General features: G+C 69.4%; 22 protein-coding genes and 1 tRNA gene. 6 read left to right on the top strand and 17 right to left on the bottom strand.

Translation table 11 applies throughout. From position 1 onward, the window contains the following. Window positions 1-18 precede the first annotated feature (18 nt). From bpln_RS12395 to bpln_RS12420, 6 genes are all read right to left on the bottom strand, one after another. Complete coding sequence (locus tag bpln_RS12395; RefSeq protein ID WP_055138950.1) at window positions 19-948, bottom strand: PfkB family carbohydrate kinase; 930 nt, start codon at window positions 946-948, stop codon at window positions 19-21. Next, window positions 945-2,393: a purine-cytosine permease family protein gene (locus bpln_RS12400; RefSeq protein WP_055138951.1), complete on the bottom strand. Its 1,449-nt coding sequence runs from the start codon at window positions 2,391-2,393 to the stop codon at window positions 945-947. The genes bpln_RS12395 and bpln_RS12400 overlap by 4 nt, the downstream gene beginning before the upstream one ends. Window positions 2,394-2,425: 32 nt before the next feature. Then, on the bottom strand, window positions 2,426-3,478 hold the full coding sequence (locus tag bpln_RS12405; protein ID WP_042625402.1) for an ADP-ribosylglycohydrolase family protein: 1,053 nt from the start codon (window positions 3,476-3,478) through the stop codon (window positions 2,426-2,428). Next, window positions 3,478-4,203 carry a GntR family transcriptional regulator gene (locus bpln_RS12410; RefSeq protein WP_042625403.1) on the bottom strand — a complete coding sequence of 242 codons (726 nt, stop codon included), beginning with the start codon at window positions 4,201-4,203 and terminating at the stop codon, window positions 3,478-3,480. Before bpln_RS12410 ends, bpln_RS12405 begins: the two co-directional genes overlap by 1 nt. A 205-nt stretch (window positions 4,204-4,408) precedes the next feature. After that, window positions 4,409-5,434: a porin gene (locus bpln_RS12415; protein WP_055138952.1), complete on the bottom strand. Its 1,026-nt coding sequence runs from the start codon at window positions 5,432-5,434 to the stop codon at window positions 4,409-4,411. 348 nt (window positions 5,435-5,782) lie between these two features. Then, entirely contained in the window at window positions 5,783-6,184 is a 402-nt protein-coding gene (locus bpln_RS12420; RefSeq protein ID WP_055138953.1) for a hypothetical protein, read from the bottom strand. Window positions 6,185-6,286: 102 nt separating this feature from the next. Here bpln_RS12420 and bpln_RS12425 point away from each other — a divergent pair, with 102 nt between their 5' ends. Together bpln_RS12425 and bpln_RS12430 are read left to right on the top strand one after the other, a co-directional pair. After that, entirely contained in the window at window positions 6,287-7,195 is a 909-nt protein-coding gene (locus bpln_RS12425) for an AraC family transcriptional regulator (RefSeq protein ID WP_080937203.1), read from the top strand. A 170-nt stretch (window positions 7,196-7,365) separates the two neighbouring features. Beyond that, window positions 7,366-7,830, top strand: a complete 465-nt coding sequence (locus tag bpln_RS12430; RefSeq protein WP_055138954.1) for a GNAT family N-acetyltransferase — start codon at window positions 7,366-7,368, stop codon at window positions 7,828-7,830. A 50-nt stretch (window positions 7,831-7,880) separates the two neighbouring features. On the opposite strand, the gene bpln_RS12435 is transcribed toward bpln_RS12430, so the two are convergent. Continuing rightward, window positions 7,881-8,819, bottom strand: a complete 939-nt coding sequence (locus tag bpln_RS12435) for a LysR family transcriptional regulator (protein ID WP_042625407.1) — start codon at window positions 8,817-8,819, stop codon at window positions 7,881-7,883. Window positions 8,820-8,981: 162 nt separating this feature from the next. On the opposite strand from bpln_RS12435, the gene bpln_RS12440 reads away from it, so the two are divergent. From bpln_RS12440 to bpln_RS12450, 3 genes are all read left to right on the top strand, one after another. Beyond that, window positions 8,982-9,845 (top strand): amidohydrolase family protein, encoded by an 864-nt coding sequence (locus tag bpln_RS12440; protein WP_055138955.1) that lies wholly within the window; start codon window positions 8,982-8,984, stop codon window positions 9,843-9,845. A 204-nt stretch (window positions 9,846-10,049) separates the two neighbouring features. After that, window positions 10,050-11,351, top strand: coding sequence for a dicarboxylate/amino acid:cation symporter (locus bpln_RS12445; RefSeq protein ID WP_055138956.1), 1,302 nt, complete (start codon window positions 10,050-10,052; stop codon window positions 11,349-11,351). A 179-nt stretch (window positions 11,352-11,530) separates the two neighbouring features. Further along, the gene (locus bpln_RS12450; RefSeq protein ID WP_055138957.1) at window positions 11,531-12,631 is read left to right on the top strand and encodes a porin; all 1,101 of its coding nucleotides are present in this window, start codon (window positions 11,531-11,533) and stop codon (window positions 12,629-12,631) included. Window positions 12,632-12,667: 36 nt separating this feature from the next. Here bpln_RS12450 and bpln_RS12455 read toward each other — a convergent pair whose 3' ends face one another. From bpln_RS12455 to bpln_RS12475, 5 genes are all read right to left on the bottom strand, one after another. After that, complete coding sequence (locus tag bpln_RS12455) at window positions 12,668-13,540, bottom strand: LysR substrate-binding domain-containing protein (RefSeq protein WP_042625411.1); 873 nt, start codon at window positions 13,538-13,540, stop codon at window positions 12,668-12,670. 97 nt (window positions 13,541-13,637) lie between these two features. After that, window positions 13,638-14,777, bottom strand: coding sequence for a M20 family metallopeptidase (locus bpln_RS12460; RefSeq protein WP_244131921.1), 1,140 nt, complete (start codon window positions 14,775-14,777; stop codon window positions 13,638-13,640). A 5-nt stretch (window positions 14,778-14,782) separates the two neighbouring features. Then, the gene (locus tag bpln_RS12465) at window positions 14,783-15,553 is read right to left on the bottom strand and encodes a maleate cis-trans isomerase family protein (protein ID WP_055138959.1); all 771 of its coding nucleotides are present in this window, start codon (window positions 15,551-15,553) and stop codon (window positions 14,783-14,785) included. Window positions 15,554-15,628: 75 nt separating this feature from the next. Further along, entirely contained in the window at window positions 15,629-17,164 is a 1,536-nt protein-coding gene (locus bpln_RS12470) for an amino acid ABC transporter permease/ATP-binding protein (protein ID WP_055138960.1), read from the bottom strand. A gap of 111 nt (window positions 17,165-17,275) precedes the next feature. Then, window positions 17,276-18,169, bottom strand: a complete 894-nt coding sequence (locus bpln_RS12475) for a transporter substrate-binding domain-containing protein (RefSeq protein WP_244486964.1) — start codon at window positions 18,167-18,169, stop codon at window positions 17,276-17,278. 1,204 nt (window positions 18,170-19,373) lie between these two features. Here bpln_RS12475 and bpln_RS36685 point away from each other — a divergent pair. After that, on the top strand, window positions 19,374-20,408 hold the full coding sequence (locus bpln_RS36685) for a hypothetical protein (protein ID WP_158512028.1): 1,035 nt from the start codon (window positions 19,374-19,376) through the stop codon (window positions 20,406-20,408). Window positions 20,409-20,605: 197 nt separating this feature from the next. Here the strand turns inward: bpln_RS36685 and bpln_RS12485 are convergent. The 5 genes from bpln_RS12485 to bpln_RS12505 all read right to left on the bottom strand — a co-directional run bounded on the left by bpln_RS12485 (window position 20,606) and on the right by bpln_RS12505 (window position 25,951). Beyond that, a tRNA-Ser gene (locus tag bpln_RS12485) sits at window positions 20,606-20,699 on the bottom strand. Window positions 20,700-20,872: 173 nt separating this feature from the next. After that, window positions 20,873-22,123: an aspartate kinase gene (locus bpln_RS12490; RefSeq protein ID WP_042625416.1), complete on the bottom strand. Its 1,251-nt coding sequence runs from the start codon at window positions 22,121-22,123 to the stop codon at window positions 20,873-20,875. 351 nt (window positions 22,124-22,474) lie between these two features. Further along, window positions 22,475-23,920, bottom strand: a complete 1,446-nt coding sequence (gene tilS / locus bpln_RS12495) for a tRNA lysidine(34) synthetase TilS (RefSeq protein WP_055138963.1) — start codon at window positions 23,918-23,920, stop codon at window positions 22,475-22,477. A gap of 43 nt (window positions 23,921-23,963) precedes the next feature. Further along, the gene (locus tag bpln_RS12500; RefSeq protein ID WP_042625417.1) at window positions 23,964-24,935 is read right to left on the bottom strand and encodes an acetyl-CoA carboxylase carboxyltransferase subunit alpha; all 972 of its coding nucleotides are present in this window, start codon (window positions 24,933-24,935) and stop codon (window positions 23,964-23,966) included. A 104-nt stretch (window positions 24,936-25,039) separates the two neighbouring features. Next, window positions 25,040-25,951 carry a DNA-3-methyladenine glycosylase family protein gene (locus tag bpln_RS12505; protein WP_042625418.1) on the bottom strand — a complete coding sequence of 304 codons (912 nt, stop codon included), beginning with the start codon at window positions 25,949-25,951 and terminating at the stop codon, window positions 25,040-25,042. Window positions 25,952-25,961 lie beyond the last annotated feature (10 nt).

Genomic DNA, 25,961 nt, shown 5'->3' on the forward strand with positions numbered 1-25,961 from the left:
GCCAGCCCGGATGTCGGCTCAGGCGCCGGCCACGAGCGCGTCGATCTCGGCGCGCGACGGCGCCGTGGCCGGCCCGAAGCGCGTGACCGCGAGCGCCGCGGCCGCGTTCGCGCGGCGCGCGGCGGCGGCCGGCGCGGTGCCTTCGGCGAGCGCGGCGAGCAGCACGCCGGTATGCGCGTCGCCGGCGCCATTGCTGTCGATGGCCGTCACCGCGAAGCCGTTCACGCGCATGACCTGCCCCTCGCACGCCAGCAGGCAGCCACGCTCGCCGTCGCGCACCAGCGTCAGCGCATCGGCCGGCAGCCGTGCCGCGATCGCGGCGAGCGCCGCCTCGGCCGTCCCGCACTGCGCGTCGCGCAGCGCTTCCTCGCGGTTGCCGGTCCAGATCCGCGTGCATCGCATCACGCGCGCGAGCAGCGCCGGCTCGATCGTGGCGGCGAGCGGCCCCGGATCGAAGGCCACGCGCGTGCCGCCCGGCAGCGCTTCCAGCCAGTCCGCCAGCACCGCCGCCTTGTCGGAAACGCAAAGGCTGTAGCCGCTCACGTAGACGATATCGTGCGGCGTCGCGGCGAGCGCGTCGAGCACGCCGCGCTCCAGCCGCGCCTCGGCACCCAGATGCGTGACGAAGGTGCGCTCGGCGGTGGCGTCGACGAGCGCCACGCAGATGCCGGTGTCGTGTCCGGCAACGCATGGCGCGGCCAGCGTCACGCCCTCGGCCGTCAGCGTGGCGCGCACCATCTCGCCAAACCGGCCGCTGCCGTGGCCGCCCGCGTAGACCACCGTCATGCCGCTGCGCCGCGCGGCGGCCATCACGTTGAAGCCGCCGCCCACCTCGAAACGCGCGTCGTCGGCCAGCACGTCGCCGCCCGGCGGCGGCAGCGCGCCGACGCGCATGATCAGGTCCACCAGCACCTGCCCGGTATGGATCAGACGGGGCGGCGCGCTCATGCCCTGCCCTCGCGCAGGCCGCGCGCGCGCCGCGCGCCGCCGAGCAGCGCATATAGGCCGCCGCCGACCACGAACGTGACGATCCAGCCAAGCCCGTTGCGGCCGAGCCAGGTGTCGGCGAACGGCCCGTGGAAGCCGTGCGCGCCGATCGACAGGAAGCACAAGCCGAGCACGATCGCGATCGCCCAGGCACCGAACGCGCGCCATTCCACGCCGCCGCGATACCAGTAGGCGCTGCGCGGGCTCACGTCGAGCAGCGCGGCGGCGTCGTAGGTCTCGCGCCCGGACAGGTCGACGATGAAGATCCCGACCCAGGCCGTGATCGGCACCGCGAGCAGCGAGATGAAGCCGATGAACGGGCCGTAGAAGCTGCCCTCGATCAGCATGAAGTAGACCGAGCCGGTGCTGATCGCGACGATGTCCACCACCACCGCCTGCACGCGCCGCACCTTGAGGCCGAGCGTCAGCGTGGTGAGCCCGGCCGAGTAGACCGACAGATAATTCGACAGCAGCAGGCCGCCGAACGCGGCGATCAGGTACGGGATCGCCATCCAGTGCGGCAGCAGATCGCGAATCGCGGCGATCGGATCGGTGGCCGAGGCGAGCCGGTCGTTGCCCACCGACAGCAGCGCGCCGAGCGTGACGAGCAGCACCAGCGGGATGCCGGCGCCGAACGCGGCCGAGGCCACCAGCGCGCCGCCCCTCACGTCGCGCGCCTGGTAGCGCGACATGTCCGCGCCGGCGTTGGCCCAGCCGATGCCGGTGCCGGCCGCGATCGTGCCGATCCCGATGATCACCGCGCCGGCCGGCGCCGGTGCCGCGGCGAACACGGCCTGCCAGTCGATCGATTCGGCGAGGAACGCGGCCACCACCAGGTTCAGCGCGCCGAAGATCCAGGTCGACCACTTCTGGATCACCAGCAGCGTGGCGTGGCCGAGCCCCGAGACCACCAGCGTGGCCGCCACGAAGATCGCGATGGACGCGAGCGTGAGCAGCGGCGCGGCCTTCGCGTCGGCCGGGCTGCCGAACACGATCGAGCCGAGCGAGAGCAGCACGTAGGCGCCGGTGGTGGTGTTGACGGTCTCCCAACCGAGCCGCGAGAGCAGCGAGACGATGGTCGGGCCGATGTTGCCGCGCATGCCGAACACGGCGCGCGAGAGCGTCAGGCTCGGCGCATGGCCGCGCCGCCCCGCGATCGAGATCACGCCGACCAGCGCGAACGAGCCCGCCGCGCCGAGCACCGCCACCAGCGCCGCCTGCCAGATCGCGAGATGCTGGAACGCCACCAGCGTCGCGCCGAGCGGCAGCCCCAGGATGCTGATGTTCGCGGCGAACCAGACCCAGAACAGTTGCAGCGGATGGCCGCGGCATTCGTCGTCGGGCACGGGTTCGATGCCGCGCGCCTCGATCTTGCCGGCGTGGGCGGGTGGGCGGGTCGATGCCATCTACAGTCTCCTGGGGCGGGTTGGGCGGTCGCCTAGCCGCGCGCGGTGCGCAACGCGAGCAACTGCCGGGTCAGGGCATCGAGATCGAGCGCGCTGACGCGGCGCACGGTCTCGACGGGTTCGCGCGGCAGCGCGTGGTAGCCGGCGCAGGCGCCGAGCATCGCGCCGAGCATCGCGGCAATGGTGTCGGTGTCGCCGCCGAGGCTCGCGGCGGTGGCGAGCGAGTCGGCGACGTCGGTGGCGCGGCGCGCGGCGTCGTGCGCGAGCGCGAAGGCCGCCACCACCGACTCCTGCGAGGCGACCGAGGTGCCGACCACGTCGACGAGCCGGTCCGCGAGCGCCTCGCCCGTGTGTCGCGCGGCCAGTTCGGCGGCCCAGCGGATCCGCGCGCCGATCCGCGCGCCGGCCACCCAGTAGCCGCGCCGCTCGCCGAGTTCGGCGAACACGGCGCCGGCCTCGAGCGCCTCGGCGAGCGGCGCGCCGTCGATGCCGGCCGACACCGCGGCCGCCACCGCCGCCGCGCTGGCGATGCCGAGCGTGGTGTTGTGCGTGACGAGGCACGAGCCGACCACCGCGTCGACGAACGCCTCGGGCGCGTCGAGCGGCGTGGCGATGCCCACCGGCGTCACGCGCATCGCCGCGCCGTTGGTGGTGCCGAAGCGGCCCGCGCGCGTCACGTCCTCGCCGTCGACGATCGCTTGGGTGGCGCGCCGCGTGGACGGCCCGAGCAGGTCGAGCGAGCCGCGCGCCTTCATGTCCGCTTCCCAGGCGATCAGCCGGCGCGCGAATTCGAGCGGCGCGATCGTGCCGTGGCCGTCCACCAGCAACTGCGCGACCAGCACGGCCTGCTCGGTGTCGTCGGTGATCGAGCCGGCGCGCAGGTTCGGCGCGATCGGCTGGTCCGGGCCGGCATCGACCAGCCGCGTGATGCGGCCGAACCGCGCGCGGATCGCCTCGCGGCTCAGCGACTGGGTGGGCATGCCGAACGCGTCGCCGAGCGCGAGGCCGTAGAACGCGCCGCGCGCGCGGTCGAAGCGGGCGGCGTCGGCGGTCGTGGAAGGAGAATCGGTGCGGGGGTTCGACATCAGAATTCCAGGTGCAGGGCAAAGTGAGCGGGATCGAGCAGGCTCACGACGTACTCCATGATCCGGTCGTCGCGATCGCGCGTGAGGCGCCGCGAGCGCAGGAACGGCGTGCCGGCGCGGCGCTTGAGCCGCTTCGCGTCGTCGGCCTCGAGCGCCACCACCTCGGCCCACTGCTCGCCGTGGTCGGCGACGATGCCGTGCTGCGCGAGCGTCCGGTACAGCGAGCCGCCCACCAGCCCTTCGAGCGGCAGCGCGGCGAGTTCGTCCGAGAACGGCAGGCGGCTGCGTTCGAGCGAGATCGCGGCGCCCTCGCCCATCAGCCGCATCCGGTCGATCGCGACGAAGCGCGGCGAGGCAAGGCCGAGTTCGTGCGCGAGCGCCTCGTCGTCGACGATCGCGAGCTGCAGCAGTCTGGTTTGCGTGCTGCCGCCCGCGCGTTCGAGCGCCGTGCTCCAGCCGAGCGAACCGTCGATGGTCTGCCCGTGGAACGTGACGAACGAGCCGATGCCGCCGCGCCGCGTGATGAGGCCGCTCGTCGTCAGCAGATCGAGGCCCTTGCGGACCGTGTTGCGGCTCACCGCGAAGCGCTCCACCAGCTCGCTCTCGCTTTCCAGCTGGCCGCCGTGCGGCAGCCGTCCGCTCAGGATGTCGCGCTCGAGCGCCGCCGCGACCATGTGTGCCTTCGAACGCCCGACGTCGGACGCCCTGGCCGGTTTGCGAACCATCTTCTGTCTCCTGTCAGCCATCGCTGCGCGGCCGCGCCGGCCCGTACCGGCACGCGCGCCGCGCGTCGCAAAAGGTACAAGTATGCACAGGTTTGCCGACAGGTGGCGTCCGGGCGTGGATCGGATGAGGGACATCAGGTTCGGGCGATGGGCTGGCGCGTGGCGCGACGGGTTCGGGTCCTGCCCCGGGTGCGGGCGCCGCGCATCAGAAGCGATGCACGATGCCGAGCTGGAAGCCGCGCGCGTCCGAGCCCGGATAGGCGAGCGGCAGGCCCGCGTTGGCCGAGCCGGCGAGCCGGTACGAGGCGGTGCCGCGGTTCTGCAGGAACGACACGGTGCCGTACACCGAGGTGCGCTTCGACAGCGTGCAGGTGTAGAGCGCGGCGAGCTGCTTCGCGTTGGCGCCCTGCCCGGTCTCGTCGTGCAGGTAGGTGCCGCCGAACGACAGCGCCTGCGCGAGCGTGAGCTGGTAGAGCGCCGACACGCCGTAGATGTTCACGTCGAGGCCGAGGTCGGCCCACTTCGCGCCGCTCCAGCCGAGATAGACGGTGGTCTTGCCGATCTGGTAGCCGGCGCCCACCTCGGCGGTGCGGTCGAGCGTGCCGCTGTCGGCGCTGCGCACCGCCTGCGCGGCGGCCACCGCCGAGAACGGGCCGTGCGCGTAGGTCACGTCGGCCTGGTAGCTCGAGCCGCCCGAGCGCAGCCCGCCCGCGTCGCCGAAGCCGACGTAGGCGCTGAACTGCAGGCCGGCCAGCGTCGGCGAGGTGTACGACAGCGTGTTGCTGGTGCGCACCACGAACGTCATCATGTTGCTGAAGCCCGAGGCCTGGGTGGACGCGCCGAACGCGTCGAGCCCGCCCTGGTCGTTGAACAGCGGCGAGTTCTGACGGCCGATGCGCGCCTCGCCCCAGTTGCCGCCGATGCCGACCCAGGCCTGCCGGTTGAACATCGAGCCCGGCGTGGCGAAGCTGCCGTCGTTCGGATTGAAGCCGTTCTGCAGGTCGAAGCCGACGTAATTGCCGGCGCCCAGATCCTCGTGGCCGCGCAGGCCGATGCGGCTCGCCCACTGGCCCGACGAGCCGATGCCGGCCGTGTAGCCGCTGCCGGTGTTCACGTACTGGAAGAACTCGTCGACGATGCCGTACAACGTGACGCTCGAATCGGCGTGGGCGACGAGCGGCAACGCACCGAAGGCGAGCGCTAACGTGACACGCGGCAGACGCAGGGACATCGTGAATCCTCGTGGCCGATTGGATGGAGGCCGCCTGGCGACCCACCTGTTCCCTTAAAAAGTACATGTAGGAACAGGCGCAAAATTAAGGTTCCAATTTGCACAAGTCAAGGCCGATGCGCCTAGGGAAAACCTTAGGACGAGACGTGGCGCGACGGCTGGAGATCGGCTTCGGCGGGGAGGAACGGGACGGGGGAATACAGACGCAGCGGGGCTGTCGGCGCGGGTATCGCGGGTACGGCGGCGGGGTTTTACGCCTGCCCGAGGCGGGGCAGGCAGACGGATGAAGCGGCGGCCGGCCGGAAGATCGCCGGCCGCGTGACGGGCGCGAGGCGCCCGTTCAGATCGTCAGACCGTCTCGGTCATGCGCCGCAGCGCCACCTGCCGCGCCTCGTCGGGCGAGGCGACCACGTCGACGGGTACGCCGAACGCCTTCTCGATGCCGGGCGCGGTGGCCTGCGCGGCCGCGCGCTCGCTCGCGTCGGGCTCGATCGTGATCAGCGCGCGACACACCGCGGCCAGCGCATCGCGGTTCTCCTTGAGCCAGAGGCCGCGCTGCTTGCGGTCCTCGTGCGTTTCCTCGGGGCGCCCCACCGGGAAGATCATCACGAACGGCGTGCCGATGCGCAGCAGCATCTGCATGTTGTCGATCCAGCGCGGCGCGTAGCCGCTGACGATCGCCTCGTTGCGCACGACGACGAACGGAAATTCGGTCACGTCGAACACGGACGGCGTGGGTTGGCTCAGCATCGCGAAACTCCTTCGGATCGGGGCGGGGTACGCTCGATATTGTTGGCCGGGCACGACGCAAGCTGATAATGTTGTTTGGTCAAAAAATAATGAATTCCGGCCATGACGTCATCCCGCTCCGCGCTCGCCTCGCTCACCTCGCCCGCCCGTTCCCGATCCCGCCCGCGCGCGGCCGCGGGGGCTGCCGCTGCTTTCGCGGGCCGCCCCGCGCCGCTCGCCACGCTGCCCGAGCCGAGCGAGCGCGAGGACGGTCCCGCGCTGATCGCGCTGCGCGGCGGGGAACGGCACGGCGACGCTTACCGGCTCGGCACGCACGAGATCGACTGGCACGAGCATCGGCGCGGCCAGGTGTTCTGCATCGAGAGCGGCTGCGCGCATGTCCGCACGCCGCACGGCTCGTGGCTGCTGCCGCCCAATCGCGCGGGCTGGATTCCGCCCGGCGTGCCGCACAAGGTGGCGATCAGCGGCGTGCTGAGCGGCTGGAGCGTGGTGATCTCGCCGGCCGCGAGCCGCGCGCTGCCGCAGCGGCCCTGCGTGATCGCGATCACCGAGCTGATGGGCGCGCTGGTGCGGCGCGCCGTGACCTGGAGCGAACGCGACGCGCTGACGGCCGAGGAGACGCGCATCGGCCGCGTGCTGCTCGACGAGATGCGGCGCGCGCCGCACGAGCCGCTGCATCTGCCGATGCCGGCCGACCGGCGCCTCGTGAGGATCACGAAGCGCATCCTCGCCCAGCCGCACGACAGCCGCACGCTGGAGCAGTGGGCCGACTGGGGCGGGCTGTCGGCGCGCACGCTGAGCCGGCTGTTCCTCGCCGAGACCGGCACCAGCTTCGCGCAATGGCGGCAGCAGGCGCGCCTGACGCTCGCGCTCGAACGCCTCGCGAACGGCGAGAGCGTGGCGAACGTGTCCGACGCGCTCGGCTACGCCACGCCGAGCAACTTCATCGCGATGTTCCGGCGCGCGTTCGGCGATTCGCCGGCGCATTACTTCGCGCGGCGCGAGCGCTGAGCCGGCGGCGGTGGCCGGACCACGCGCGGCGCGTCGAAAACGGAAAGCAAACCGATATTTTTCGAGCGGTATCGAATGCGATGCTGGCGCGGGGCCGGGCCTGCTTCATGCACGCTTCATGCACGCCTCATGCATGCCTCGCCCATCCCTCCACTCGACGGAATCCCTTCATGATCATCAAACCGGGCGACTTCGACCATCCGCAGGTGACGGCCCTGCTGCGCCTGCACCTGCAGGGCATGCAGGCGGACTCGCCGCCGGGCAGCGTGTTCGCGCTCGACCTGTCCGGCCTGCAGCGGCCCGACATCGCATTCTTCACGGCATGGGACGGCGAGGCGCTGCTCGGCTGCGGCGCGCTGCGCGAACTCTCGCCGACGCACGGCGAGATCAAGTCGATGCGCACCGCAGCCGAGCATCTGCGGCGCGGCGCGGGCTCGCGGCTGCTCGGGCATCTGCTCGCGCTCGCCCGCGAGCGCGGTTACTCACGCGTGAGCCTCGAAACCGGCTCGGGCGAGGCGTTCGACCCGGCCGTGGCGATGTACCGGCGCCATGGCTTCGTCAGCGGCGAATGCTTCGGCGGCTACACGGCGAGCGACTTCAACCAGTTCCTCCATCTCGATCTGGCCGCACGCTGAGCCGGTGCGCGGGTCGGGGCGAGGTCATGCGCCGCCGTCCCGCCCTCGCCTCAAATCGCCTCGCCATACAACGGCAGGATGCGCGCCTCGAGCATCGCGATCGCCTGCACCGCCAGTTGCGACAGCGTGTGCTTCGTGCTCGTGGCGATCGCGAGGCGCGTGAACAGCGACGGCTCGGTGATGCGCTGCGAGCGGAAGCGGCGGCGCAGCGGGTCGCTCGCGAGCGCGCGGCGCGGCAGCACCGCGTAGCCGATCCCCTCGTCGACCAGATCGAGGATCGAGGCGACCGCGTCCACCTCCAGCTCGATGCGCAGGCGCACGCCCTGCTCGGCCGCCGCCGCCTCGACCATGCGCCGGATCGCATGCATGCGCCCCGGAATCACGAGCGGGTAGCGCGTGATCTCGCGCAGCGGCACGGCCGCCGGCGTCGCGCCGCCCGAGCCTCCCGCCACGCCCGCTCCGGCCTCCCCGTCGCCGCCCGGGCCGATCAGGAACAGTTCCTCCGTGAACACCGTGCGCTTCTCGACGAGCGGCGTGTCGAACGTGTCGTAGAGCACGGCGACGTCGATGCGCCCCATCATCAGCCATTCGATCAGGTGCGTGGACAGGCCCTGCGCCACCGAGATCGTGGCGCCCGGAAACGCCGCGCGAAAGCCGTGTACCAGCCCGTGCGTGGCGACCTTCGCGAAGCTCGGCGTGATGCCGATCGCGAACTGCCCGCCCGACTCGCCGCGCAGCGCGTCGAGATCCTGCCGCGCGCGCTGCACCTGCTGCAGGATGCCCTTGGCGTGTTCGAGCATGCGCTGCCCGGCCGGCGTCGGCGTCACGCCGCGGCCGTTGCGTTCAAGCAGCGTATGGCGCAGTTCCACCTCGAGCTGGCGCACCAGCCGGCTCAGCGCGGGCTGGTTGGTGTCGAGCGTGATCGCCGCGCGCGTGAAGCTGCCGAGTTCGGCGACGTGGACGAAGGCCTCGAACTGCTTGAGATCCATGGCGGCCTTGGTATGTGAAATTCACATAGCAGATAGTTGGGTATGGCGATTGTAGCCAGGTACCCGCGCCATCACAATTTGACTGCCGGATTCGTCCGCCATGATCGGCCCCGCGCCACGCGCGGGCCGGCTCACCATACCGAAGCCACGAGACGCCGTCTGATGAAATCCTGCCTGCCCCCCGATCCCCATCCCGTCAAGCCGGCCCACGCGCTGCCCGCCGGCGCCTGCGACGCGCACTGCCACGTGTTCGGCCCGGCCGTCACCTTCCCGTATGCCGACGACCGCAGCTACACGCCGCCCGACGCGCCGTTCGACCAGCTGGTGGCGCTGCACGACCATCTCGGCCTCGAACGCGGCGTGATCGTGCAGGCGAGCTGCCACGGCACCGACAACCGCGCGATGCTCGACGCGATCGCGCGCGGCCAGGGCCGTTATCGCGGCGTGGCGATCGTGGACGGCGACGTGACCGACGCGCAGCTGGCCGAGCTCGACGCCAACGGCGTGCGCGGCGTGCGCTTCAACTTCGTCGCGCATCTGGGCGGCGCACCCGACCTCGACGTGTTCGACCGCGTGCTCGGCCGCATCCAGCAGCTCGGCTGGCACGTGGTGCTGCACCTCGACGCGCAGGACATCGTGCAGTATGCCGAGCGCATCGCGCGCATCGAGGTGCCGTTCGTGATCGACCACATGGGCCGCGTGCGCGCCGAGGCCGGCCTCGACCAGGCACCGTTCCGGCAGTTGCTCGAGCTGATGCGCAACCCGCTCGCCTGGGTCAAGGTGTGCGGCTCGGAACGCGTCTCGGCCGGCAAGCGTCCGTTCGACGACGCCGCGCCGTTCGCGAGCGCGCTGATCGAGGCCGCGCCGGATCGCGTGCTGTGGGGCACCGACTGGCCGCATCCGAACATCGGCAAGGACATGCCGAACGACGGCGAACTCGTCGACCTGCTGTTCCGCTTCTGCCCCGACGCCGGCCTGCGCGAGCAACTGCTGGTGACGAACCCGGCGCGCCTCTACGGTTTCTGAACCGCGAGCGGCAGGCCCGGCATGGCGGCTCCCAAGCCGCCATGCCGGGGCGCCCTCCGACGAATTGCGACAATCCACACGAGCCGCCGGACCAGGCGGCCGCCTCGCCGGCCGGCGGCGCGCAAGCCGCCGGCCGCGCGATCCACCCGATCAGGAGACGACGATGCACCCCAACGCCCCCCTCATCCTCGCGCGAGCGGCGTCATGAGCGACAGCACAGTCATCACCCCACCGCGGCCACAGGCGAAGACGCCGTTCCACCGCAAGCTCTACGTCCACGTGCTGGTGGCGATCGTGCTCGGCGTGCTGCTCGGCCATCTGGCGCCGTCGCTGGCCGTCAAGATGAAGCCGCTCGGCGACGCGTTCATCAAGCTGATCAAGATGGTGATCGGCCCGATCATCTTCTGCACCGTGGTGGCCGGCATCGCCGGCATGGGCGACATGAAGAAGGTCGGGCGCGTGGGCGGCAAGGCGCTGCTCTACTTCGAGGTGGTCTCCACCATCTCGCTCGTGATTGGCCTCGTGGCCGGCCACCTGTTCCACCCGGGGCGCGGCTTCAACCTCGATCCGGCGACGCTCGACACCAAGGCGCTGGCCGGCTACGCCACCGCCGCGCACGCGCAGGACACGGTCGAGTTCCTGATGCACATCATCCCCGAAACGATGACGAGTGCGTTCACCACCGGCAACGTGCTGCAGATCCTGCTGATCTCGGTGCTGTTCGGCGCGGCGCTGGCCGCCGCGGGTGAGCGCGGCCGGCCGCTCGTGACGATGATCGACCAGTTCGCGCAGACCTGCTTCGGCATCGTCCACATCATCATGAAGGTGGCGGCGATCGGCGCGTTCGGCTCGATCGCGTTCACCATCGGCACCTACGGGATCGGCGCGGTGGTGCCGCTGCTCAAGCTGATCGGCGCGTTCTACGCCACGCTGGTGATCTTCGTGGTGGTGGTGCTCGGCGCGATCGCGCGGCTGCTCGGCTTCAGCATCCTGCGCTTCATGAGCTACATCCGCGAGGAGATCCTGATCGTGCTCGGCACCAGCTCGTCGGAGGCGGCGCTGCCGCAGATGCTCGAGAAGCTCGAACGGCTCGGCTGCTCGAAATCGGTGGTGGGCCTCGTGATCCCGGCCGGCTATTCGTTCAACCTCGACGGCACCAACATCTACCTGACGATGGCCGTGCTGTTCATCGCCCAGGCCTTCAACGTCGATCTCACGCTGTCCCAGCAGCTCACGCTGGTGGGCGTCGCGATGCTGACCTCGAAGGGCGCGAGCGGCGTGGCCGGCGCGGCCTTCGTGATGCTGACCTCCACGCTGCTGGTGTTCCCGATCATTCCGGTCTCGGGGATGGTGCTGATCCTCGGCATCCATCGCTTCATGGGCACCGGCCTCGCGATCGCCAACACCATCGGCAACGGCGTGGCCACGCTGGTCGTCTCGGCCTGGGAGCACGAACTCGACCGCGGCCGGCTGAACGAGGAAATGTCGCGCCGCCGCGGCGGCTGAGCCCGGCCCGCCCGACACCCGCCCTCCCTTTCCCTCGCCCCCGGCGCCCCGCTCACGGCGGGCGCCTTCCTGCCCGCGCATGCCACGGCACGCGCGGCGGGAACGCCTGCGTCCGTCGCCAGCACGGCGACGACGCGGCGCGATCACCGCAGTTCCATAACAACGGTCTGGAGACAGTCATGCAACGCACCCCCTCGCCCCGCGCGCGCCGCGCCCGGCGCTTCACGCCTGCCCGCGCCGCCTGCGCCGCCACCGTCGTCTGGCTCGCGGGCAGCGCCGGCGCGGTCCACGCCGATCCCTCGCAGATCAACGCCGGGGCCGCGCAGCTGAGCACCTCGACCGTGCAGATGTACGGCCTGATCGGCATCTACGTCGACAGCGCGAAGCTGAGCACCGCGCGCGCCAGCACCGTGCAGGAGGGCGGCGGCGGCCTGACCACCTCGTTCTGGGGCATCCGCGGCCGCGAGGATCTGGGCGGCGGCTACGCGGCCGTCTTCAGCCTCGAGAGCTTCTTCCGGCCGAACACCGGCCAGATGGGCCGCAACACCACCGACGGCCTGTTCTCGCGCAACGCCTACGTCGGCCTGACGGGCGGCTTCGGCACGCTGAAGCTCGGCGAGCAGACCAATCCCACCTACCTGAACCAGCAGCTCGTCAACCCGTTCGGCTCGTCGGTGGTGTTCTCGCCGCTGATCGTGCAGTCCTACACGGCGAGCTACAACAACACGCAGATCGGCGACACGGTCTGGCAGAACGCCGTCGAATACGTCACGCCGAGCTACGGCGGCCTGACCGGCACCGCGATCTACAGCGTGAGCAGCACCACGGGACACCAGGGCAAGGACGACGTCGGCCTGCACCTGACCTACGTGCGCGGGCCGTGGACGGCGGTGTTCTCGGCGCAGCGCGACCGCACCGCGGCGGTCGCGCCGATGACGGGGCAGACGCTCTATCTCGCCGGCGCGGCCTACGACGCGAAATTCGTGAAGCTCTACGGCGCCGCGCAGATCACCAGCAACGCCGGCGTCGAAACCGGCTCGCACACCTACGAACTCGGCCTCACCGTGCCACTGTCGCCCGCCGCGCGGATCCTCGCCGAGTGGGCGCGCACGCGCCACGGCGCGCCGCGCTCGGCCAGCGACACGCGCAACACCGCCAGCGTCGCCTACGACTACACGCTGTCGAAGCGCTCGCAGGTCTACGTCGTCTACTCGTATGACCGGCTCTCGGGCAACCCGTCGGGCAGCACCTGCGGCGTGGGCATGCAGCACACGTTCTAGCCGCGGGTTCCAGACGCAGGTTCCGGCGGTGGCGGCTCAGTCGCGATCCTCGGCGCAGATCGCGATGAACCACTTGCAGAACGCCTGCGTGGCGTGGCTGCTTTCCCGATCGTAGACGAGGTAGTAGCCGTGATCGTCGAGCGTGGACACCTCCGAGAGCAACACCAGCTCGCCGCGCGCGAGCTCGCGGCGGAACACCTCGACGGGGCACAGCGCCACGCCGTGCCCGGCGATCACGGCCGTCGCGAGCAGGTTGAAGTCCTGGTACACGGGGCCGTGGACCAGCCCCTCGGGATGCAGGCCGGCTTCCTCGAACCAGGCCTCCCAGGCCGAGACGAACTCGTCGTGCAGCAGCGTGGCGTGGTTCAACTGCGCGTCGCAGCGCTTTTGCGCCAGATACTGCGGGCTCGCCACCGGCTTGTTGGTGCGCGAGAACAGCATCGCGTGGGCGATGTTCTTCGACGGGATGTGCTGGTGCGTGATCAGCACGTCGTGCCGCTCGGGATCGAACAGCTCGTGCGCGCGCGAATACGACACCTCGATCGCGATGTCGGGATAGAGCGCGGTGAAACGCGGCAGCGCCGGAATCAGCCAGCGCGCGGCGACCGACGGAATGCAGGCCACCGAGATGCCCTTGCGGTGGCGGTTGATGCTCAGCGACTGCGACACCGCCGAGATCGCCGTCAGCGCCGGCTGGATCGTATGGAAATACTGCTCGCCGGCCGAGGTCAGCACGGCGCCGCGCCCGGTGCGCTCGAACAGGCGCCGGCCGAGCCAGGTCTCGAGCTTCTTGATCTGGCCGCTCACGGCGGCGTGCGTCACGTGCAGTTCCTCGCCCGCGCGCGACAGGCTCTTCAGGCGCGCGGTGGCCTCGAAGGCACGCAGGGCGTTCAGCGGCGGCAGGATCATGGCCGGGCGGCTCCATTCGGCAACGGTCGAAACGATCGGGATAATCGGCACGCCCGGCGCCGGGCCGGCGCGCCGGGCGCGGCTGCGAGCCGCGCGCTCATTCCAGGTGCGCGCGGGCCACGCGCTCGAAGATGCGCACCGACGCTTCCAGCTTGTCGAGCTCGACATATTCGTCGATCGCGCCGCTCATGCCCACCTCGCCCGGGCCGATGATCACCATCGGCAGCCCCAGCGCGGGCGCGATCACGGCGCCGTCGGAATAGTAGGCGACGCCGGCCGGCCCCGGCTCGGCCACGCCCTGCGCCCGGCAGGCCGCGACGCACTGCGCCACGAACGGATGATCGTCGGGCGTGTCCACCGGCGGCTTGAAATCGAGCAGCTCGATCGCGACGTGCGGCCCGGCGATCGCGCGAAACGCCGCCATCACCGATTCGGGCGACTGGCCCGGCACCAGCCGCACGTCGATGTCGGCCGACGCCTCGGGGGGGACCAGCGGCGTCGCCAGCCCGCCGCGGATCGTGCCGACGTTGATGGTGGGCGCGCCGACGTGGCGATGCGCGGGCGCCGCGAGCTGCAGGTCGTGCGCGCGGTCGAGATAGCGCGCGAGCCGCACGATCGCGTTGCCGCGGTCGCCCGTGCGGTCCTCCGAGAACGCGTTGTGTCCGTAGTCGCCGCGCGCGCTCGCGCGCAGCCACAGCGCGCCCTTCTCCGTGACGAACGCGCGATTGCCGGTGGGCTCCGAGATCAGCAGCGCGCCGACGCCATGAAAGTGGCCGCCGTCGAGCAGGCGGCGCGCGCCGAGGCAGTTCGAGTTCTCGGCCGCCGAGAACGTCAGCAGCAGGTCGCCCTGCGGCCGCCAGCCGGCCCGGCACAGGTTCAGCGCGGCCACCGTCATCGCCGCCATCCCGCCCTTCATGTCGGCGGCGCCGCGGCCGTACAGGCGTCCGTCGCGAATCTCGCCGGCGAACGGATCGACGCGCCACTGCTCGCGCGCCACGCCGATCGTGTCGAAATGCGCCGAGAACGCCAGCGCGGCACGCTGGCCGGCGCCGCGGATCCGCGCGACCAGGTTGGTGCGGCCCGGCGCGATCTCCTCGATCAGCGGCTCGATGCCGGCCGCGCGCAGCGCCTCGGCGACCACGCGCGCCGCGCGATGCTCGTTGCCGGGCGGATCGATGGTGTCCTGCGCGATCAGCGCGCGGGTCAGTTCGACGGTCTCGCTCATGGTTGCGCTCATGATTGTCACCTGGGTTCGCTGAGCAGACGGCCGTGGCCCGTAAGCGGGGCGCGCCAGCCGGCGAGGCGCAGGGCGTGCCAGAAAGCCGCCTGGTTGCTGACCACCACCGGCAGCCCGGTGCGCGCCTCGATCTCGTCGATCACGTTCAGCGCCCGGGTGCCGGTGCAGGAAATGAAGATCGCGTCGGCGCCGTCGAGCCGCGACGCGAGCGCGGCCTCGACGAAGAACGCCTCCGGCAGCGAGCCGATCGCGTGATCGGTATCGTAGCCGGCGACGCGCACCGAGGTCGGCTCGATGCCGCCGTCGGCGAGAAAGCGCATCACGTTGCGCGTCATCGCCGCCGTGTAGGGCGTGACGAGCGCGACGCGCCGCGCGTTCAGCGCCGCCAGCGCCGCCAGCGCGGCCGTGGCCGGGTTGGTGACGGGTATGCCCGGCCGGCCGCGCTGCACCCGTTCCGCCACGCGCTGCGGCCCGATCAGCGTGGAGGCCGAGGTGCAGCCGAACACCACCACGTCGAGCCGGGAATCGGGGATCAGCAGCCGCGCCGCGCCCTCCAGCTCGTCGGCCAGCGCGAGGAACGTGTGGTCGCTGTTCGGGGTCTCCAGCGGGATGCGCGTCGAGAACACGCCCACCCGGTCGTCCGGCACGAGGCGATGGAAGTCGCGCTCGATGACGGGGTCGGTCGACAGCACGATCAGGCCGATGCGGGCCACGGCGCCATACGGTTCGCCGAGCCTGACGTCGGGGTCGTGGATCACGGGCTCGATTGCTTCCATCCTGCACCTTCCTTTTCCAATTCCGACGAGCGCCGCGGCCGGCGCCGCGAAGTGCTCCGATTACGGCTCCGACGACTACTGCGCGGACTCCCGCAGGAACGCCGCCACGCGTGCATGGCCACCGCCGAACAGCGTCGCCGGCGCCTCGTCGGCCACCACCCGGCCGTCCTCCATGAACACGATGCGATCCGAGATGCGCCGTGCGAAGCGCATTTCGTGCGTGACGATCACCATCGTCATGCCGCTCTCGGCGAGCGCCTCGATGGTGCGCAGCACCTCGTTGACGAGTTCCGGATCGAGCGCCGAGGTCGGCTCGTCGAACAGCATCACGCGCGGCGCCATCGCCAGCGCGCGCGCGATCGCCACGCGCTGCTGCTGGCCTCCCGACAACTGGTGCGGATACTTGTGCGCTTGCGCCTGCATCTCGACGCGCGCGAGTGCCGCCATGCCCAGCTCGCGCGCCGCGGCGCCGCGCGCGCGGCCGTGATGGCGCACCGCCAGCGTCACGTTCTGCAGCACGCTCAGATGCGGGAACAGGTTGAAGCTCTGGAACAGCATGCCGATCCCGGTGATGCGGCGGCGGAAATCCGGCGCGATGCGATTGCGGCCCGGGCCGGGGCCCGCCTCGCCAGGCCCCGTCGCGTCGATCCACGGCCGGCCGTCGAACGAGATGCGACCCGCGTCGATGTCCTGCAGGCCGTTGAAGGTGCGAAACAGCGTGGTCTTGCCCGAGCCCGACGGCCCGATGATCGACACCACCTCGCCCTGCCGGACCCGCAGCGACACGTCGTCGAGCACGCGGCGCGCGCCGAGCCGCTTCGAGACGCCTTCCAGCTCGATCAGCACCGGGCTGTCGGGCGCGAGCGCGCGGCGCGGCGGCGCATCGGGCCGCGTCGCGCGCGGCGCGTCCGGCGGCGGCTCGGCCCGGTCGCGCGCGCGCGTGACGTCGAGCCGGCGCTCCAGCGCGCCGACCAGCGCGTTGAATACCGTCACGATTCCCACGTAGAACGCCGCCACCACGACCAGCGTGTCGAGCACCTTGAAATTCTGCGTATAGAGGCGCTGCCCGACGAGCAGAATCTCGGCCAGCGAGATGACCGAGACCAGCGAGGTCAGCTTGACGATCGTGATGAACTCGTTGGCGAGGCTCGGCAGCGCGAGGCGAAAGGCCTGCGGCACCACGATCAGCCGCAGCCGCCCGACGAAGCCGATGCCGAGCGCGCGGCCGGCCTCGTGCTGCCCGGCCGGCACGCCGAGCAGGCCGCCGCGCAGGATTTCCGCGAGATAGGCCGATTCGCTCGCGACCAGCGCGACGAGGCCGGCGCGGAACGGATCGGACAGCACGCCCGAGGCCGCCGGCACCAGTTGCGGCAGGTTGTAGACGAAGATCAGCAGCACCAGCAGCGGCAGGCTGCGGAAGAACCAGACGTAGGCGCGCGCGCCGAGCCGCAGCGGCGCGAAACGCGCGGCCTTGCCGAGCGCGAGGCCGAGCCCGAAGCCGATCCCGAGGCACCAGGTCAATACCGACAGCACCACCACCGTGCCGGCGGCACGCCAGAAATCGCCGTCCGCGAACAGGCCCAGCACGTAGCGCCAGTCGATCTCGGTCACGCCCGCCCTCCCCGCGCCCTGCCACGGACGATCCTGAGGACCACGGCGCAGCGCCGGCGCGCCGCCGTCGGGCCGACTGTCCTCGCGGCGCGCACCTCCCGCGACATCGCGTTACTGCGCGCCGATGGCGGCCTGGTATTGCGCCTCGGTCGGCACGCCCATGCTGTAGCGCCGCACCAGCTTGTCGTAGACGCCGTTGGCGCGGATCTTCGCGAGCGCGGCCTCGAGCGCCGCCTTGATCTCGGGATGCTGCTTCGACACGCCGAGGCCGAGCACCACCGGATAGAGGATTTCCGGCGTGCTGATCTTCAGGCGGCCGCCGGTCTTGCCGACCGCGACCTTCAGCACCGCGACGTCGTCGGCCTGGGCGTCGACGTTGCCCGACATCACGGCCTGGGTGCCTTCCGCCGAGGTCGGGAATTCGTGGATGTCGACGCTCTTGCCGTCGGCCGCGCAGGCCTTGCGGATCGTGTCGATGTAGGCCGCGCCCTTGATGATGCCGACCCGCTTGCCGCACAGCGCCGTCGCCGTCGCGGGGCTGAACGTGCCATGGGCCGGCACGATGAAGCCGAGCCCCGCGGTGGCGTAGGGAATGAAGTCGATCTGTTTGGCGCGTGCCGGATTGACGAACATCGACGAGGCGATCACGTCGAACTTGTCCGCCTCGATGCCGAGAATCAGGCTTTCGAAACGCGTATCGAGAAACTGCAGCTTGAAACCACCGGCCATGGCCAATGCGTTCATCAGGTCCGCATCGAAACCGGCCGGCTGTTTCGCGTCATTGAAATAGATATACGGCGGAGACGTGATATCGCTGCCGACCCGCAAGGTCTTGCCGGCCAGGCTCTGCGCATGCGCCACGGTAATCGTCAAAAGCAGAATGCATACAGCTTTGAAAACAGCCTTCACTTGGACTCCTCGTTCTTCATCAGAATCTTTGCGGGGAAGCGGCGCCCCGGTCCGCGGCACGATTGCGCCCACCCCGGCCCGCCATTGCCGGGCCATTCAGCCGGATCGGCATGATTGACGATAGAAAGTTGCGACACAAGCGAGGAAAACTATCCGACCATTAGAAAAACTTAATGCGCCACCATCATTCTTTATTGAAATTCATATCAAAATAAAAAAGAGACGAACGGTATCACGATGTCAGAAATAGTGACATCGCAGTAAGAAAATCCAGCTTTTATTTTCCTGGCAGTCGCCCGTACCATCTAGGAATGCGGCCCGAGGTCGGGCATCGATCACGAAATCGGCAAGACGTCGAATCCTTACAGGTCCCGAGACGGGTCGGGACCCTGGTGCAACGGGAATCGACGCACGACCCGGCACGAGCACCAATAACTCGCGCCGGCGCCACGAGCGGCCCGCAAGCTGTCACGATCCGGCAATAAAACCGCGGGTAGCGGTAGATTAATTGAAGCAATGAATACCGGTGCAATATGCACGGCATCCATTCGAATAGAAATAAATCGATTCGAAAAAGCCCCGTGATCGGGAACATGAATATTGCTGCACTGATTATGGCGAGACCGCGCATCACGAAATGCGCGAGCGGTTCGCCCGATGTGTCGTGATTCGTTTTTGCTTTCTCGGCGGCATATATGCATTACCGGCGGCATAGCGATTCCTGCATGCCGCCGCGCCCATGGCCATCGGCATGGCGCGAGGCGACCACCTGTTTTTTACTGACGGCTTTTCGCGCGTATGCGCGTGCTCTCTCGGCGCGAGCCTCTCTCTCGCGTCCCGCCTGGACCCTATATGCTCTCGATGCTCGGAAGCAGGCGGTCTCGTAGCGTGCAACTTCGACCACGCACGCTACTTTTTTATTCCTGCCGCCGCCGGTGATCCTCACCGGCGGCGACTCACTCCTCCTCGCGCATCGCTTCCTTGCGCCTCGGCGCAACCGGATGCCACCGTCAATGGCTGTGCGGAAATCGCAAGTTCATCGAAATGTTCCGATTGCCAGCGCGCGATCGGAATCGGCATCCTCACACGCGATGACGGCTTCCCGTTTCGGTATCGGGGGCCCGGTGACGACGGCACGCCGTCCCGACGCCGCGAAGGCCGGTGCCTCACGTCTCACCGAGCCCGTCTCCCGCTGCCGCGCGTTCGGCCCGACGAATGACTGGCCGAATCGCGCTGCGGCACGCCTCGGTGCCGACGCTTTCCACCGACGCTCCCGTTACGCGGCGACCGCGAGGAATCCATGTCCAGCATTGCATTTATCGAGGTGGAAGGCCGGTTCACGATGCCGCCGTCGCGCTCGTCCGCGCCATCCTCCTACGGTCACGAATGGGCGCTGCTGCCGCCCGAGGCGGAGTCGCGCACGGGCATCCGTTCGCTCTACGCGGCGATCGTGCGCACCGCCTGCCTCGACGTCGACGCGTTCCTCGCCTTGTACCGTTGGGATAGCGAACAAGACGGCCCTTTTGTTTCAGCCACGATTGCCGCGGCAGCTCATGCGATCCCGGCCGCGCAGGCACCGGACGAAATCAAGCCCCGGGAGGCCGCGCGCGTGGCGACGGAACCCTTCCCTCGAACGGCTCGCCCATTTGGCCTATTCAAGGCACCGCGGTATCGCGCCGCGCGATGCCACTCACGTTCGTTCCGACGAATCGCGGGCAGGATCGGCATCGTGGGAGCGGCCATGCTGCTCGGCTGGATCGTGATCGATTATGTGCCGTCGCATCCGGAAGGCACGACGGTGATCCACGCCTCGCGGGATGCCGCCGACGGCTCGGGTTCTCGTAGCCCGGCATCGAATACGCCGCCGCAGGTCGATACCCACGTCGCACCTCGGCGTGATCTTGCCGACGCTACGGCGAATCCGCGCCGCACGCCGATCGCCAAGCATGCCGACACGGGCGCACGCTTGCACGACGATTCGTTGCGCGATCAAGCACGAGCCGGCACCGAGCCGGCTCGCGCCGATTCCCGCCGCCACGCGTCTTCACACGCTGTCGATCTCGCTCGTGAATCCGCTCGAGCAGGCGCGACCATCGACAGCGGCAAGCCGGCTCGCCGCCCCTCCCGCTCCACGATCAGCCATGGCGTCAAAGCCCGCCCCACCGCGATCGCCTCGGATGATTTCGATATCAACGCCTACGCCGATCTCGCCGACGAATTGCGGCAGCGCGACTCGATGTCCGCGCGAGACGACAAGCTGCCTGCCAGCACCGAATGGACCGAGCAGATCTCGCAGCGTCGCCTTACCGACATCCCGGAGCAGTTCGCGAAATGAGCGATGCGAGGCGACGGATGGCCCGCTCGCAGTCGGGACGTTGCCACGCATGAAGCGCATCGGCCGCGCCGACACATCGACGCCAGCTAATCCACCTGAAGCCGCAGATATCCGAGTCCAGCCAGCAACGCCGAAAAAGAACCGCAAAAGAAAAAGCCCCGCAAGTCCGAGAACTTGCGGGGCTTTGTCACCGCTTTTGGCGGAGACGGAGGGATTCGAACCCTCGATCCAGGTTTTGGCCCAGATGCTCCCTTAGCAGGGGAGTGCCTTCGACCTCTCGGCCACGTCTCCCAAACTTTCGCTCGCGCCAGGGAGGCAGCGCGACGAGAACAAGATTCTATATGGCCACGGCACGAAGGTCAAATGTTTCGGCACGCTTTTTTCGTGCCACCACGGCCCGAATCCGGCGGTGATTCACGGCGCCGTCATCGAACGACGGATGTCGGCGCCGCGCGTTCGCCCGCTTACGCCTGATCGAGTTCGAACGCCTTGTGCAGCGCGCGCACGGCGAGCTCCATGTACTTCTCGTCGATCAGGATCGAGATCTTGATTTCGGAGGTCGAGATCATCTGGATGTTGATGCCCTCTTCCGACAGCGTGCGGAACGCCGTGCTCGCCACGCCGACGTGCGAGCGCATGCCGACGCCGACCACCGACACCTTCGACACCTTCGGATCGCCAAGCACCTGCTCGGCGTTGACGTGGCCCTTGACCTGGCTGGTCAGGATCTCCATCGCGCGCTGGTAGTCGCCACGGCCGACCGTGAAAGTGAAGTCGGTCTTGCCGGCCACGCTCTGGTTCTGGATGATCATGTCGACGTCGATGTTCGCGTCGGCCACCGGGCCGAGGATCTGGTAGGCGATACCGGGCTTGTCGGGCACGCCCATCACCACGATGCGCGCTTCGTCGCGCTGAAATGCGATGCCGGAAATGACTGCCTTTTCCATGGTCTCGTCTTCTTCAAAAGTAATCAGGGTGCCCGACTTCATTTCTTCGTCGAGGGCGATGAGAGGATCGGTCAGGCTCGACAGCACGCGCGTCTTCACGCGGTACTTGCCGGCGAATTCGACCGAGCGGATCTGCAGCACCTTCGAGCCGAGGCTGGCCATTTCCAGCATCTCCTCGAAGGTCACGCGGTCGAGGCGGCGCGCGCCGTCCACCACGCGCGGGTCGGTCGTGTAGACGCCGTCGACGTCGGTATAGATCAGGCATTCCTCGGCCTGAAGCGCCGCGGCCACCGCCACCGCCGAGGTGTCCGAGCCGCCGCGGCCGAGCGTCGTGATGTTGCCGGCCGGATCCACGCCCTGGAAGCCGGTGATCATCACGACCTTGCCCGCCGCGAGGTCGCGCTTCACGCGCTCGTCGTCGATCGACTGGATGCGCGCCTTCGTATACGCATTGTCGGTCTTGATCGGCACCTGCCAACCCGCGTAGCTGACGGCCGGGATGCCGATCTCCTGCAACGCGATCGACAGCAGACCGACACTGACCTGCTCGCCCGTCGACGCGATCATGTCGAGTTCGCGCGGATCGGGCCGGCTCGAGATTTCTTTCGCGAGACCGAGCAGGCGGTTCGTTTCGCCGGACATCGCCGACGGCACGACCACCATCTGGTGGCCGGCCTGATGCCATTTCGCGACGCGTTTCGCGACGTTCTTGATGCGCTCGACCGAGCCCATCGAAGTGCCGCCGTATTTATGTACGATGAGTGCCATTGTCGTTCTGAACTGGAAATTGACCGCGCGGGTACACTGCGCCGGAAGCCGCGCCACCGTTCGGTCTCGCGGCTTGTGGCAGGGGACGACGGGAAAGGCGACGGGGAAAACAGTGTGCTGGCGTGGCGGATTTGCCCGGTAGGCGGATCAGGCCGCGCAAACCGGGTACGTCACGCGGAAAACCTGCACAAAACGCTCAAAAAATCGAGCCGAGCAAACGTCCGAGCGTACTCTATCGAGGTTCGCTTGACAAGTTGCCGGGATTGGTCTGGTACTTTTTGTTATTCAAATCGGCGATTTCTCGTGATTTCGTCGATCAACCCGGCCCTTTTTCTGATCACCGATCGGCAGTCAGGCGATCAGCAGGTCGGGCCGCCATTCGATGCGGCGGTACGGGCCGGCACCGCCCGCCGCCGCCCCGCCCGCCTCGGGCGCGCGATTGACGCCGAGCCGCGGCACGAACAGCAGCGTCTCGCCGGCATGCAGCAGCGGCACGTCGCGCTGCCATGCCGGCACGCCACGCTCCTGGAACAGGTTCTTGAGCGTGCGCGACGGCCCGCCCGACGCCATCCGCATCCGTTCGCCACCGGCCCGCGCGCGCACCACGAGCGGTGCGCCGGCCAGCACGGCCTCGGCGATCCGATCCTCGGCGCCGGAGCCGGCCGCCGCTTCGTCTGCGTCATCGACCGGCCAGAACACGAAGCTGCCGCGCCACGCCGGCAGATGCCAGATCTCCTGCCCCGCCCACTCGAGCCGCGCGATCGGACGCGCGCGCGCGCTGCCGTCGTCGGCCGGATCGGCGCTGTCGCCGGCTTCCCAATACACGTCGTCGCGGTAGAGTCGCAGGCACTGCCCGGCGTGATCGATGCGCAAGGCATGCGAGACCTGCGTGGCGCGCAACTGCTTGATCATCTCGGCGAGCCGCGCGGCCGAGGCGCCGGGCAGGCCGAGCGTGCGCATCCAGTGGCGCAGCAGGTTCGCGCCGCGTTCGTCGTCGAAGCCGAGCAGGCGCTCGCGTGACAGCACGCGGCCGTCGTCGCGCGCCACGCCGGCGAGATCGTCGGCCGCGAGCCCGTCGAGCAGCCGCTGCGCGGCCGCCGCGTGCTGGGCGGTGCGCGCCAGCGCGTCGCGGAATCCGGGGAAATGGACGGCGAGTTCGGGAAGCACCTGCGCGCGCAGCGCATTGCGCGCATAGCGCGTGTCGGCGTTCGATTCGTCGTCGATCCAGCGCAGCGCGCGCGCCTCGGCATAGCGTTCCAGTTGCGCGCGCAACAGCGACAGCAGCGGGCGCATGCGCACGATCGTCGCCCCGTCGGGCAGATAGCGCGGCGCCATCGCGGCGATGCCGGCCAGCCCCGCGCCGCGCAGCAGTTGCAGCAGCACCGTTTCGGCCTGATCGTCGGCGTGCTGCGCGATCCACAGCGCCTGCGCGCCGTGGCGCTCGCCCAGCGCGTCGAGCGCGCGGTAGCGGACCTCGCGCGCGCTCGCCTCGACGCCGAGCCCGCTCTCGCGCGGCACCTCGACGCGCTGCGCGTCGAACGACACGCCGAGCGCGGCGGCACTTGCCTCGGCATGCGCGAGCCAGGCGTCGGCGTTCGGGCTCAACCCGTGGTGGACGTGCAGCGCGACGCAGCGCGCGGCGCCGGCCACGCGCACCGTCGCGTCGAGCAGCACCGACGAGTCGAGCCCGCCGCTGTACGCGATCGCGATCGTGGCGGCCTCGGGCAGCGCGCCCAAAGCGACGCGAACCGCGTCGAGTACGACGCGGTTCGCGGCATTGTCATTCGAGGGAATCATCGGCGGCACGCTTGCGCGCGGCTTGCGCAAACGACGGCGGCGCTCAGACGCCCGGCGTCGTTTCCTTGAACTTTCCGTAGGCGAGCAGGCGCTCGACGCGGCGCTCGCGCAGCGCATCGATGCTCATGCCCTGGAACTGGCGCAGCGTATCGGCAAGCGCGCGGCGCAGCAGCGCGGCCATGCCCTTCGGATCGCGGTGCGCGCCGCCGAGCGGCTCGTTGACGATCTTGTCGATCAGGCCAAGCGCCTTCAGGCGGTGCGCGGTCAGGCCCAGCGCCTCGGCGGCCTCGGGCGCCTTCGCCGCGCTCTTCCAGAGGATCGAGGCGCAGCCTTCGGGCGAGATCACCGAGTAGGTGGAGAACTGCAGCATCAGCACGCTGTCGGCCACGGCGATCGCGAGCGCGCCGCCCGAACCGCCTTCGCCGATGATGGTGGTGATGATCGGCGTCTTCAGCTCGGCCATCACGTAGAGATTGCGGCCGATCGCTTCCGACTGGCCGCGCTCCTCGGCGCCGATGCCCGGGTACGCGCCCGGCGTGTCGACGAACGTGAAGATCGGCAGGCCGAACTTCTCGGCCAGGCGCATCAGGCGCTCGGCCTTGCGGTAGCCCTCGGGGCGCGGCATGCCGAAGTTGCGCGCGGCGCGCTCCTTGGTGTCGCGGCCCTTCTGGTGGCCGATCACCATGCACGGGTTGCCGCTAAAGCGCGCGAGACCACCGATGATCGATTGATCGTCGGCGAACGCGCGGTCGCCATGCAGCTCGTGGAAATCGGTAAACAGCTCGTTCACGTAATCGAGCGTGTACGGGCGCTGCGGGTGGCGCGCGATCTGCGAGACCTGCCACGGCGAGAGGTTCGCGTAGAGGTCCTTCGTCAGTTGCTGGCTCTTCTTCGACAGGCGCTCGATTTCTTCCGAAATGTCGACGGCCGAATCGTCCTGCACGAATCGCAGTTCCTCGATCTTGCCTTCCAGTTCGGCGATCGGCTGTTCGAAATCCAGAAACGTGGTCTTCATGTATGAGAGTCCTAGGTCGTGCGGCAGCGCGTATTCTAACCGCGCTCACCCACGTCAAAACCGGGCCAAAACTATCGACTCAAAAAAACAATAGTCAAAGCGAATTACGCATCGGCGGATTCGGGGTCGAGGCTGCGCCACATGTACCAGGTCGCGACGGTTCGCCACGGCTCCCAGTTCGCCGCGACCTCGCGCGCCTCGCTGCGCGTGACGGGCTCGCCGCTGAAGTAGTTGACGCTGATCGCGCGGATCAGGCCGAGATCGTCGAGCGGCAGCACGTCCGGGCGCGACAGGTTGAAGATCAGGAACATCTCGGCGGTCCAGCGGCCAATGCCGCGGATCTGCGTGAGTTCGGCGATCACCGCCTCGTCGTCCATCGAGGTCCATTTGTCGACGTGCAGCGCGCCCGACACGAAATGCTGGGCGAGATCGAGGATGTAGTCGGACTTGCGCTTCGACAGGCCGCAGGCGGCGAGCTTCTCCTGGCCGAGCCGGATCACCTGCTGCGGCGCGAGCTTCGGGCAGACGGCTTCGATCGCGGCCCACACGGCCTGCGCCGAGGCAACCGAGATCTGCTGGCCGACCACCGAGCGCGCGAGCGTGACGAACGGATCGCCGCGCTTGACGAGATGCGCGGGGCCGAACTTCGGAATCAGCTTCTTGAGGATCCGGTCGCGCTTGACGAGGTCGGCGCACGCCTTGTCCCAATATGGCGGACGGACCACCACGTCCACGTCGGCAAGCTGCACCGGCACGGCCGCTTCGGCGGCGCGCGCACGCCGCGCGCCGCTGTCGGCGGCGTCGACCGCGAGCTCGCGACGCTCGGCCGCGTCGGCGCGCACGGGCTTCGCCGCGCCGCGTGCGATCAGCTTGTGCGCAACGCCGTTGGCGCCTGCGGCGGGACCGGCCCCGCGCTTCGCGGCGACCTTCCCGGCCGGCGCGCGCTTCGCGGCCGCCGACGAACCCGTCGTCGTGCGCGCCGCCCGCTTTGCCGGCACTTTCCTGCCCGTTGCCATCCTGCCTCCT

This window comes from Burkholderia plantarii, from assembly GCF_001411805.1.
Taxonomy (GTDB): Bacteria; Pseudomonadota; Gammaproteobacteria; order Burkholderiales; family Burkholderiaceae; genus Burkholderia; species Burkholderia plantarii.